Source organism: Bacillus sp. WC2503 (assembly GCF_052682895.1).
The window spans coordinates 3,108,112-3,120,146 of record NZ_JBQYMD010000001.1; the positions used below are offsets into that span (position 1 = coordinate 3,108,112).

14 protein-coding genes are annotated in these 12,035 nt (G+C 37.5%); 1 reads left to right on the forward strand and 13 read right to left on the reverse strand.

The genetic code is table 11. From position 1 onward, the window contains the following. Positions 1 to 57 precede the first annotated feature (57 nt). From rncS to ACUN26_RS15805, 9 genes are all read right to left on the reverse strand, one after another. Positions 58 to 795: a ribonuclease III gene (rncS, locus tag ACUN26_RS15765; protein ID WP_001146877.1), complete on the reverse strand. Its 738-nt coding sequence runs from the start codon at positions 793 to 795 to the stop codon at positions 58 to 60. A gap of 59 nt (positions 796 to 854) precedes the next feature. Continuing rightward, a complete protein-coding gene (gene acpP, locus ACUN26_RS15770; RefSeq protein WP_000786062.1) occupies positions 855 to 1,088 on the reverse strand; it encodes an acyl carrier protein in 234 nt (77 codons plus the stop codon). 69 nt (positions 1,089 to 1,157) lie between these two features. Further along, a complete protein-coding gene (gene fabG, locus ACUN26_RS15775; RefSeq protein ID WP_000911780.1) occupies positions 1,158 to 1,898 on the reverse strand; it encodes a 3-oxoacyl-[acyl-carrier-protein] reductase in 741 nt (246 codons plus the stop codon). Then, positions 1,898 to 2,842 carry an ACP S-malonyltransferase gene (gene fabD / locus ACUN26_RS15780; RefSeq protein WP_000515914.1) on the reverse strand — a complete coding sequence of 315 codons (945 nt, stop codon included), beginning with the start codon at positions 2,840 to 2,842 and terminating at the stop codon, positions 1,898 to 1,900. Before fabD ends, fabG begins: the two co-directional genes overlap by 1 nt. A gap of 14 nt (positions 2,843 to 2,856) precedes the next feature. Continuing rightward, the gene (plsX, locus tag ACUN26_RS15785; RefSeq protein WP_000684090.1) at positions 2,857 to 3,849 is read right to left on the reverse strand and encodes a phosphate acyltransferase PlsX; all 993 of its coding nucleotides are present in this window, start codon (positions 3,847 to 3,849) and stop codon (positions 2,857 to 2,859) included. Continuing rightward, on the reverse strand, positions 3,846 to 4,439 hold the full coding sequence (gene fapR, locus ACUN26_RS15790; protein ID WP_000747351.1) for a transcription factor FapR: 594 nt from the start codon (positions 4,437 to 4,439) through the stop codon (positions 3,846 to 3,848). Before fapR ends, plsX begins: the two co-directional genes overlap by 4 nt. Before the next feature lie 88 nt (positions 4,440 to 4,527). After that, positions 4,528 to 6,576: an ATP-dependent DNA helicase RecG gene (gene recG, locus ACUN26_RS15795; protein WP_001000820.1), complete on the reverse strand. Its 2,049-nt coding sequence runs from the start codon at positions 6,574 to 6,576 to the stop codon at positions 4,528 to 4,530. A gap of 289 nt (positions 6,577 to 6,865) precedes the next feature. Next, complete coding sequence (locus ACUN26_RS15800) at positions 6,866 to 8,542, reverse strand: DAK2 domain-containing protein (protein WP_000027119.1); 1,677 nt, start codon at positions 8,540 to 8,542, stop codon at positions 6,866 to 6,868. 22 nt (positions 8,543 to 8,564) lie between these two features. Beyond that, positions 8,565 to 8,927: an Asp23/Gls24 family envelope stress response protein gene (locus tag ACUN26_RS15805; protein WP_000021109.1), complete on the reverse strand. Its 363-nt coding sequence runs from the start codon at positions 8,925 to 8,927 to the stop codon at positions 8,565 to 8,567. A 376-nt stretch (positions 8,928 to 9,303) separates the two neighbouring features. Between ACUN26_RS15805 and rpmB the strand changes: the two genes are divergently transcribed. Beyond that, positions 9,304 to 9,492 carry a 50S ribosomal protein L28 gene (rpmB, locus tag ACUN26_RS15810; RefSeq protein ID WP_000124776.1) on the forward strand — a complete coding sequence of 63 codons (189 nt, stop codon included), beginning with the start codon at positions 9,304 to 9,306 and terminating at the stop codon, positions 9,490 to 9,492. Positions 9,493 to 9,565: 73 nt separating this feature from the next. Here the strand turns inward: rpmB and spoVM are convergent, their stop codons facing one another. From spoVM to rsgA, 4 genes are all read right to left on the reverse strand, one after another. After that, positions 9,566 to 9,646: a stage V sporulation protein SpoVM gene (gene spoVM, locus ACUN26_RS15815; RefSeq protein ID WP_001213599.1), complete on the reverse strand. Its 81-nt coding sequence runs from the start codon at positions 9,644 to 9,646 to the stop codon at positions 9,566 to 9,568. Between the two features lie 66 nt (positions 9,647 to 9,712). Further along, entirely contained in the window at positions 9,713 to 10,393 is a 681-nt protein-coding gene (locus tag ACUN26_RS15820) for a thiamine diphosphokinase (protein WP_002039429.1), read from the reverse strand. A gap of 100 nt (positions 10,394 to 10,493) precedes the next feature. Next, entirely contained in the window at positions 10,494 to 11,138 is a 645-nt protein-coding gene (gene rpe / locus ACUN26_RS15825) for a ribulose-phosphate 3-epimerase (RefSeq protein WP_000589965.1), read from the reverse strand. Between the two features lie 2 nt (positions 11,139 to 11,140). Continuing rightward, the gene (gene rsgA / locus ACUN26_RS15830; protein WP_001113946.1) at positions 11,141 to 12,022 is read right to left on the reverse strand and encodes a ribosome small subunit-dependent GTPase A; all 882 of its coding nucleotides are present in this window, start codon (positions 12,020 to 12,022) and stop codon (positions 11,141 to 11,143) included. Positions 12,023 to 12,035: the final 13 nt, after the last annotated feature.

Below are 12,035 nucleotides of genomic sequence, written 5' to 3' on the forward strand. Positions count from 1 at the left end.
ACAAAAGAAAAGTTTCATTCTATGCATAAGGAATCCCCCTATTCAAAGGGGGATTCCTTATAGTTGTTCTTTTAATTTTTTCAATGCTTCTGCAGCAGCTTGTTGCTCTGCTTCTTTTTTCGACTTACCACTACCAAGACCTAACGCTACATTATTTAATGTAACACGTGACACAAATTCTCGATTATGGGCTGGTCCTTTTTCTTGCAAAATTTGATACTCAATGTTGCCACTACCATCACGCTGGATCAATTCTTGCAATTGACTCTTATAATCCATCACATGAGAAAAAGCACCTTCATTAATTTTCGGATACACAATTTCTTTTAAGAATCCCCAAACTGTTTCTAGCCCTTGATCAAGATAAAGGGCACCAATAAACGCTTCAAAGACATCCGCTAATAAAGCTGGTCGTTCACGTCCACCTGTCATTTCTTCACCTTTCCCTAATAAAACAAGGCTTCCAAATGACAGCTCATTTGCAAAACGAACAAGAGATGGCTCACATACAATAGCTGCACGTAGTTTTGTTAACTCTCCTTCGCTCATTGTCGGATATTTTTGAAACAGATACTGCGATACAGTAAGTTCCAATACTGCATCTCCAAGAAATTCGAGACGCTCATTGTCTTCATGCGGTTTTTTTCGATGCTCATTCACATACGATGAATGCGTAAATGCTTGAGTCAATAATTTTTCATCTGTAAACGTAATACCTATCTTTTCTTGAAACACTTTAAACGCTTCACGATATTTTGTTTCGTATTTTTTTTCTCTATATTTTCGGTACGGCATAGGTCCCTCCAGATATAAGCCGAGAAAGCCCCGCTAAATAACGGGACTTCACTTAAGCATTATAGATGACTCTCTATGTAAGTCACAGCATCGCCAACAGTAGCAATCTTTTCAGCATCTTCATCAGAAATTTCCATTTCGAATTCATCTTCTAATTGCATTACAAGTTCTACTACATCTAGGGAGTCTGCGCCTAAATCTTCTTTAAAGCTTGCAGCTGGTACTACTTCAGTTTCTTCTACACCTAAACGATCAACGATGATTTTTGTTACACGCTCTAAAACATCTGCCATTCCATTCACCTCCCCTCAAATATTATATTAAATATTGTCCAAAAAAACTAGATGAAATCGATTCTTTTATTACATTACCATTCCGCCATCAACATTTAACGTTTGTCCTGTAACATATTTGCTTTGATCCGAAGCAAAAAACGTTACAGCATTCGCGATATCTTGCGCTTCACCAAACTGTGCAGCCGGAATAACTTTTAACATTTCACCTTTTATATTTTCATCTAATACGTCCGTCATATCAGTTGCAATAAATCCAGGAGCAATTGCATTAACAGTTATATTTCGACTTGCTAATTCTTTTGCTGATGTTTTTGTTAATCCAATTACACCAGCTTTAGCAGCAACATAATTAGCCTGCCCTGGATTTCCTACAACACCAACAACAGAAGCAATATTTATTATTCTACCATGACGTTGGCGCATCATATAACGAGATACTGCTTTTGTACATAAGAATACACCTTTTAAGTTTGTATTAATAACTGTATCCCATTCTTCTTCTTTCATACGCATTAATAAATTATCTTTTGTTACGCCAGCGTTATTTACAAGAATATCGACTTGTCCAAATGTATCTACTGTTTGTTTCACCATATTTGTAACATCTTCAGCATTTGCAACATCTGCTCTTACCGCAATTGCATCTGAACCTAATTTCTTGATTTCATCTACTACTTCATTCGCCTTTTGTTCATTACCAGCATAATTTACTACTACATTTGCCCCTTGTTTCGCTAAATCGATTGCAATCGCGCGACCAATTCCACGTGAAGCACCAGTTACTAATGCTACTTTCCCTTTTAACATCAGTTTTCTCCTCTCAAATTTGAAATGGTATCTTTTAATGTCGCTTCATCATATATGGCATATGCTTTCACTGATGAATCAATCGACTTCATAAGCCCAGCAAGTACTTTTCCAGGTCCAATTTCAATAAATATATCCACACCTTGTTTCACCATAGTTTCAATAGATGGGTACCATAATACAGGTGAATACAGTTGTTCAATTAGCTTCTCTTGAATATCTGCACCACGTGTAATAACATCTGCTGTAACATTTGCTATAACAGGAATATTCGTATCCTGAATTGTAATTTCATCTAACACACTTTGAAACTTCTCAGCAGCTGGCTTCATAAGAGAGGAATGAAATGGTCCACTTACTTTAAGCGAAATTGCTCTTTTAGCACCATTTTCTTTCGCTCTTTGAGAAGCAAGTTCTACCCCTTGAATTGTTCCAGAAATTACAATTTGCTTCGTACTATTCATGTTTGCAATCTGTACTGCATACCCTTCACTTGTTACTTCTTCTGTAACTCGTTTCAGCATATCTGGATCAGCACCTAAAATAGCTGCCATTGCCCCTTCCCCACCAGGAACGGCTTCTTCCATATATTCGCCACGTTTTCTTACAGCATATACAGCATCTTCAAAAGTTATAGCACCAGCTGCCACAAGAGCGCTATATTCACCTAAACTATGTCCTGCTACAAAATCAGGTGTAATGTCATACTCTTTCAAAGCTGTCAAAATAGCAAAACTCGTTGTTAATAATGCAGGTTGTGCATTTGTCGTTAATGTAAGCTTTTCCTGCGGCCCTTCAAAAATCACCTCTGAAAGTGAATCGTGCAACACCTCATCTGCTTTCGCAAACACTTTCGCAACCTCGTTATTATTCTCCGCTAACTGTCTACCCATTCCAACTGCCTGTGAACCTTGGCCCGGAAAAAGAAATGCTATTTTTCCCATTTCAAATCCTCCTCTTATTGAAGCGGCTCCTTCTCCATTACACTTGAAATTGTAGGAATTACTTCTTTCGCTACCATTTCTCTCGTTTGACGAATCGCACTAAATATCGATTGGTCATTTGAAGAACCGTGAGCCTTAATGACAGGAGCTTTCAATCCAAACAATGCCGCTCCTCCATACTCCGAATAATCCATTTTATCTTTTAATACCATAAGTTTTGGTTTTAATACCGCTGCTGCTAATTTGCTCGTAAACGAACTCATTAATTGCTCTTTTAACATAGAGAATAGCGCAAGCGCGGTTCCTTCTAGTGATTTTAGAGCTACGTTCCCTGTAAAACCATCACACACAACAACATCTGCTACACCTTGCAATAAATCTCTTGATTCAACGTTTCCAACAAAATTAATTGGTGCATCTTTGAGCATAGCAAAGACCTGTTTTGAAAGCTCGTTTCCTTTTCCATCCTCTGTTCCAACATTTAAAAGTCCAACACGAGGGTTTTTAATTCCTCTTACCTTCTCTGCGTAAACAGAACCCATCACTGCATATTGATATAAATGAACTGGTTTTGCATCAACGTTTGCTCCAACATCTAACATAACAAAACCTTCTCCATCAACAGTTGGCATTGTCGGTGATAAAGCTGGTCGTTCAATTCCTTCCATACGACCGACAACAAATAATCCTGCTGCCATTAAAGCCCCTGTACTACCTGCTGATATACAAGCATCTGCAATACCATCTTTCACTTGCTGCGCTGCTAGTACCATTGAAGCTTGTTTTTTTCGACGAACCGCCCTTACTGGCTCATCTGTCGATTCAATTTTTTCGTCTGTATGAAGGATAGTAATTCGCTCTTCACTCGTTAAGTATTGACGGATTTCTGCTTCTTTCCCTACTAACGTAATATGTAAATCTGAATATTCCTTAATAGCTTTCATTGCTCCTAATACTACAGCCTTTGGAGCGTGATCTCCGCCCATTGCATCTATTGCGATTTTCATAAGTTGTTACCTTCCTCACTATTATTACTAGATCGATACATTTCAAAAGTGCCTGTAAAAACAAGTTCTTCTCCAACAAAGCTACGCACTTTGACAACCGTCCGTCCTTTATCATTCTCTACATCTTCAACGCGCGCTTTTGCAACTACACGTTCTCCTAATTTTACAGGACGAATGTATCGAATGGTAGACTTTGCAGTTAAAGCTAATTCTTCATCAATAACTGCAACAGCTAGTGAGTTTGCTTGCGCAAACAAATGATGCCCACGAGCAATTTGATTTCTTTTAAATACATGTTCTACCTTTACTTCAAAGATAGATATCGCATGTCTATCTAATTCTATATCGATAATTTCTCCGACAACCTCTTCTAACGGTAAAGATTTCACATCTTCTTCATGTTGTTTTGTAGCCACATGCTTAATTCGTTCTCTCAATTCAGGAATAGATAACTCCATACGATCCAGACGAACAGTCTGTATGCTCACTTGAAATTTTTCTGCTAAATCTTCATCCGTTATAAAAGGATTCGTTTCTATTGTTTGTTGTAATAATTCTTGTCTTTCTTTTTTACTTCTTCTCTTTTTCATACCGCACCATCCATTTTTATGACTAGGTACTAACAGTAGTATATAATCATTAAAAGTAGAATGCAACAAAAACTTTTGCAGACTACTTTTAATCGAGCTTCTCTCCCTGGAACACACCTGTTCCGTCAAGATAAGTACGCAACGAAGCATACTGATCATTATGCCAAAACGCTTCTGAATCAACTAGTATCGCCGCATCTTGTCTCGCTGTTTCTAACGCCCGATAATCATGTACCATATCAGCAACCTTAAATTCTGGTAGACCACTTTGCTTACTTCCAAAGAAATCCCCAGGACCTCGTAACTCTAAATCTTTTTCTGACAATACAAATCCATCATTTGTTTCAGTCATAATACGCATTCTTTCTTTTCCTGTTTCTGATTTCGGGTCTGCAATTAATAAGCAATATGATTGTTCACTACCACGCCCAACACGCCCCCTGAGCTGATGAAGCTGCGATAAACCGAAACGCTCCGCGTCATAAATAACCATAACAGTCGCATTTGGTACATTCACACCTACTTCAACAACTGTTGTCGAAACAAGAATTTGCACTTTATTTTCACTAAACTGTCCCATTATCTCTTCTTTTTCTTGAGATGATAGTCTCCCATGCATTAATCCAACTTGGCACTTACCTTGATAATGATGAGTCAGCATACTATGTAAATCGATAGCATTTTGTACATCAAGTTTCTCAGACTCTTCAATAAGAGGACAAATAACATATGCCTGTCTTCCTTTTTTTATCTCTTTCTCCACAAAGCCGAGAACACGGTCTAACATATCATGTTTTGCCCAATACGTTTCGATTACCTTTCTACCAGCTGGCATTTCATCGATAATAGAAACGTCCATCTCTCCAAATGCCGTAATAGCTAACGTTCGCGGAATTGGGGTTGCCGTCATAAACAATACATCTGGACTTTCACCTTTCTCACGTAAAACCCGGCGCTGCGCTACACCAAATCGATGCTGTTCATCGGTAATAACGAGACCTAACCTATGAAATATAACTTCATCTTGAATTAAAGCGTGCGTCCCAACAAGGATATCTACTTCTCCCTGCTCTAATCTCGCCAAAATTTCCCGACGTCTCGCACCCTTAACAGAACTCGTTAACAGTTCAACCGTCATACCGAAACGAGAAAACGTCTCCGCAAGCGACTGATAATGTTGTTCGGCTAAAATTTCTGTAGGAACCATTAAAGCACCTTGATAATGAGCTAATTTTGCGGCATAGAGACCAATCGCAGCAACAACTGTTTTCCCAGAACCAACGTCACCTTGCAACAGCCTGTTCATCCGATAAGGAGATGTCATATCCTTTAAAATTTCATCTACAACCCGGTGCTGTGCACCAGTTAACGGAAACGGAAGTGCATCGATAAATTCTTGTAATTCTGTTGACGGGATTTCCTTCTTCGTACCTTTTGAATTTTCTCTCTCCATTTTCCTTAGTGTTTGCATTTTTAGCTGAAATAAGAAAAACTCCTCATATACAAAACGGCGACGAGCTTGCTTTAAATCTTCTTGCCCTACCGGAAAATGCAACGCCCTGAGTGCTTCATAACGTGGTAATAATTTATACCGATTTAACAAACCATCTGGTAGCACTTCGACCATAGAATCTCCATACTCCTTTAGCGCTTGTGCAATAAAACGGCGCATCTGTTTTACTGTAAGCTTTCCTTTCACTGAATATACAGGCTCTACTTCTTGTTGACGAACAACCGATCCAAAATGAAGCTCTGATACAGCAATTGTTTGACGATGTTGATCCCATTTACCAGTAATCGTTACCGTTTCATCCAAATTTAACTTTTGCTTATAGTAAGGTCTATTAAAACATACAGCCGTAATTAAATAACGACCGACGAGAACACGAACTGTAAGACGTGATTTTTTCTTACCATAGTATTGTAGTAACGGAGCACTATGAACTTTCCCTTCAACTGTTACACGCTCATCATGCTTTACTTCAGCAAGATCTTTCATTGCATAATCTTCATAACGGTACGGAAAATGCTCTAATAGATGAGAAACTGTATAAATTCCCATCTCGTGTAGTAATTCAGATGTTTCTCCTCCGATTCCCTTTACATCTGTAACAGGAACTTGTACAACGTCATTCAAGATTCTCACACTCCGTCACATTATTTTCTTTGTTACACTCTATTTGAGTATCAATTAACATCTGCAATCGCTATCTTTCACCTTATATATTCTATCATAGGCATTCTAAGAGAAACTACTCAAATCCCTTATACACAACAAGTAAAAAAGAGCCTCACTATTAGCAGCAAGGCTCTTTTCTTTATTCCATATGCTAGCCTTTTGAATAAAAACTAGTAATAACGTTCACATTACTACTTCTGATCCATTAGCAAGTAAGTGATCCATTTATTTTCAAAACGAATCTTTTTTATTCTACAGAGAAGATGAAAGAATACACTGGTTGATTCCCAGCATGCACTTCTACTTCAGCATCTTCAAATTTCTCTTCTACAAATGCAACTAACTCAGCTACTTCTTCATCAGTTGCATCTTCACCTTGTAGAATCGTTACGATTTCAGACTCTTCATCAATCAATGCTTCTAATAATTGCTTTGCAGCTCCTACTTTTTCAGCATTTGTTGATACGATTTTTCCATCCGCAATGCACATGAAATCGTCTTTTTGAATTGCTACACCGTCAATTTCCGTATCACGAACAGCATACGTAATTTGACCCGTTTTCACATGAGATAAAGCTTCTTTCATGTTTTCTTCATTTTCTTCTAACGTTCCAACTGGATTAAATGCTAACATTGCAGCCATACCTTGAGGAACTGTTTTTGAACGAATAACAATAACTTCTTGATCAACAACTGACGCTGCTTGTTCTGCTGCCATCACGATGTTTCCGTTATTTGGTAAGATGATGATTTTTTCAGCATTCGCCTCTTCAATCGCCTTCACAATATCCTCCGTACTCGGATTCATCGTTTGGCCACCTTCGATTACTTTCGTTGCACCAATGCTCTCAAATAAAGTTTTAATACCAGATCCCATAGCTACAGTTACGATACCATATGGTTGTTTTTCTTTCGATTGAGTTGTTTGCTCAGGAACCATAGTAGGTTCATCTAATAAAGCGGTATGCTGTTCACGCATATTTTCTACTTTAATCTTAATTAAACTACCATAGCGTTGCCCATAATTCATAGGATCTCCAGGATGTTCCGCATGAATATGAACCTTAACAACCTCATCATCTGATACAACAAGTAGTGAATCTCCGTATACACTAATATCTTCACGGAATTTTTGTTCAGAGAAATTATGTTCCTTCATTTTTTCAGGCTCTAATTTCACCATGAATTCCGTGCAATATCCATACTTTATATCTTCTGTACTCAATTGGCTTTGTACACTACGGTGATGTTCTGCGCGTACCATGTCATTCATAGATGGTTGGGCAGACACATCAGAAGAAATTGTTTCTCCTTTTAAGTCAGCTAAAAATCCTTCATATACAACAACAAGACCTTTACCACCGCTATCTACAACGCCAACTTGCTTTAATACAGGTAATAAATCTGGCGTACGATTTAACGATGCATTGGCTTCTTTCACAACGTCTTCCATAAACAAAACAAAGTCGCGCTGTTTTTTCGCAACTGTCACTGCATATTTACCCGTTTCTCTTGCAACCGTTAAAATCGTTCCTTCAATCGGTTTCATAACCGCTTTGTAAGCCGCTTCTACCCCAGCATCTAAAGCTGCAGCAAAATCAACTGTTGTTAATTCTTCTTTTTGTTCAATGGATTTTGAAAAACCACGGAATAACTGAGATAAAATAACACCAGAGTTACCACGAGCTCCCATTAATAATCCTTTGGCTAAACTTACACCGACTTTACCAGCGTGCTGTGAAGGATTTGCTTTCACTTCACGTGCGCCTGAAGTCATTGATAAGTTCATGTTTGTACCGGTATCGCCATCTGGAACTGGAAATACGTTTAATGCATCAACAAGCTGAACATTATTTGTTAAATTATTCGCTCCTTGCATGATCATTTGTGATAAACGTTTCCCATCAATTTTTTGAATTGACACAGATTTTCCTCCTTAATGCACATTACAAGTTTATTACTTTAACTCCTTGTACGTAGATGTTTACAGAATCTACTGCTAGTCCTACAGTTTGATCTAATGTATATTTCACTTTCGTCTGCACGTTATGTGCTACTTCTGAAATTTTCGTACCATAGCTCACAATAATATACATATCAATATGTACTTCATCTTCATCTTTACGAACAATAACACCTCTAGTAAAATTTTCTTTTCGTAAAATGTCTGTTAATCCATCTTTTAACTGATTTTTTGATGCCATACCTACGATACCGTAGCAATCTACCGCGGCACCTCCAGCAATTGTTGCAATTACATCTGTACTAATATCAATTTGTCCGTACTTCGTTTTAATTTCAATTGACATCTCGTTTCCCCCTTCATAAATGGTGAAAGTGAGCTAGACTACTTTAGTTACTATCATATAATCTTTTCAAAGAAAATTCCATCGTTCTTTCTTTTCACTCTCATATTTTATGTTTTATACTACACTTTTCTATGATGAGCAAAATAGTCCATTGTTATTATACAACATGTACCACTATAATATGTCAAGCAAATTTTCTTGATTTCAACTTTTCTTCACTTACATATAGTGTCAAGTAATTTTTCTTGATTTCTTTTTTCTACAGTGTTGCATTCTCTTTTTAGTTGTGTTAAATTATAGTAGTGTTTTTAGCATCGCAAAAAAGACTAACATTGAAAAATTACGTATGGTAAGGTGTCAAGGGAGGGAAATATAAATGGCTCGTGTTTGTGCTATCACTGGAAGAAAAGCTCGTTCTGGTAACTCTCGTTCTCACGCAATGAACGCTACAAAACGTAAATGGGGCGCTAACCTTCAAAAAGTTCGCGTACGCATCGACGGTAAAGTTCAACGTGTTTACGTTTCTGCTAGAGCATTAAAATCTGGCAAAATCGAACGTGTTTAATAATAAAAAAAAGAGCCGCTAGGCTCTTTTTTTACTATACCAATGGAAAAAGCACCTATTATCGGTGCTTTTTTTAGTCTTTTTTGAAGGTGTTTAACATCGCACGAACAATTCCACCAAGAAATTTAGGTAACTTAATTGTATAAAATCTCATGGTTTCCCTCCTAATCCCCTTTACTCCACTTGCCCACTATATGATGCAAGGAGCAAAATTGTTTCTTCAATCAGTGCTTCTTATCATCATTAATATGCCAGATGCGAATGAAAAAGTACCTTTTTCCTCAATGAGTTCATTACTAATACAAAGTGTCGATCCCCACTCTATCGTTTTATTAGTAAGAGGGTACTTAAATCCTTGTAGTGTAATACCTTCTACACTTTCAGTAACTGGCACAAATGATACATAGGGGAAATTTTTATTTATTCCAATTGTATATGTACCAACTTTTTTCACCATTATTTCATTTTTATTATCCACAATACACATTTCCACTTTTGCTTCTAAACCCTTTAAAAGCATCTGTATATTTGCTAAACCATGATCCAACCGCCCACCAGTTGCACCAAAAATACGAATTAATTTGGGTTTCTGTTCTAAAGCCCAACTAATTGCAATCTCTAAATCCGTTTGATCTTTTTCTCGTGGAACAATATGTAATTCATCTGTTTGCTGTCCCATCCATACTAATTCTTCTTCAGTTACTGAATCGTAATCTCCGAACGCAACAGATGGAGTAATCCCTCTTTTTAGTAAATGGTACACTCCTCTATCAACCGCCGCCCACACTACTTCTTCATTTTCATATCGAGAAAAATCTGCGCAATATTCTGCAGGGCCTCCTGCTAAAATATGAATAATCATTTTTCCTTCCCCTTCTATTGTAAAAAGGCAATCTGCCATTCGGTAGATTGCCTTTTTACATATTTTTCGCTCTATCCTTTCTAAATAGTGAAGTCTTACTAAACCCGAAACTTCACTAGGATAGGGATCTGTTCATTCATTATCCACGAATGATACGGATCGCTTCACCGCGGTCTTTTTGATTGTATACCGCTGATCCAGCTACAAGTACATTTGCTCCTGCTTCAACACAAAGTCTTGCCGTTTCAGCGTTGACACCACCATCAACTTCAATTTCGACTTCTAGATTTCGCTCTTTAACCATTTCTGCAACTTGTTTAATTTTCGGTAATACAGAATGGATAAATTTCTGTCCACCAAATCCAGGATTCACCGTCATAAGTAATACCATATCTATATCTTCTAACACATGCTCAATCACCGAAACTGGCGTATGTGGATTTAATACAACCCCTGCTTTAATGCCATGAGATTTAATTAACTGAATTGTACGATGTAAATGAGGACACGCCTCTACATGAACAGTAATAATATCCGCTCCCGCTTTCGCGAAAGTTGGGATATAGTTATCAGGATTTTCAATCATTAAATGCACATCTAACGGTAATGATGTAATCGGACGGATCGCTTCTACAATTAATGGCCCAATCGTAATATTCGGTACAAAATGCCCGTCCATTACATCGACATGAATGTAATCAGCTCCGCCTTTTTCTACATCTTTAATTTCTTCCCCTAATTTTGAAAAATCTGCTGATAAGATCGATGGTGCAATTTTAATCATAACTAATACCTCGGCTTTCTCTCTCTAATTTCTTCTACGAATTGTTGGTAATTCTTATAACGATATTCTGTAATCTTTCCTTCTTCAACCGCAGCTTTCACCGCACATTTCGGTTCAGAAAGATGTGTACACCCTCTAAATTTACAGTATTGGCTCGCTTCTTTCAACTCAGGAAAACAATATGTAAGATCTTCTACCTCTATATCTATGAAATCAAGTGAACTAAAACCAGGTGTATCCGCAACAAGTCCACTTCCAACTGCAATTAATTCCACGTGTCTTGTCGTATGTTTTCCGCGTCCTAAATGTGAGGAAATATCATTTGTTTTTAGTTCTAAATCCGGACGTAATACGTTAAGCATCGAAGATTTCCCAACACCTGATTGGCCAGCAACGACAGAAACACAACCTTCTAAAAATGGTTTTAAAATAGCAATACTTTCCGATGTATTTATAGAAGTAAATAATACATCATAACCCATTTCACGATAATCATTTGCATAAGCTTCAACGGTTTCTCGCATCTTTTCATCCACTAAATCCATCTTACTAATACAAATAATCGGCTTAATGTTATGATATTCAATCAGCACTAAAAATCGATCTAACAGTCCAGGATTAAAATCTGGTTCTACTGCAGAGAAAACAAGGATTGCTTGATCCACATTAGCAATAGGAGGCCTAACAAGTTCATTTTTTCGATCAAATACTTCAAGCACGTAGCCTTCCGTTGGGTTATCTGCTTGAAAAACGACTTGGTCTCCTACAAGTGGTGTAATTTTATTTTTTCTAAATACACCACGCCCACGACATTGTGTAACCCCTTCTTCATGTTGTACATAATAAAATCCACTTAAAGCTTTTACAATTTTTCCTTCTGGCATATAATTCTCCTTT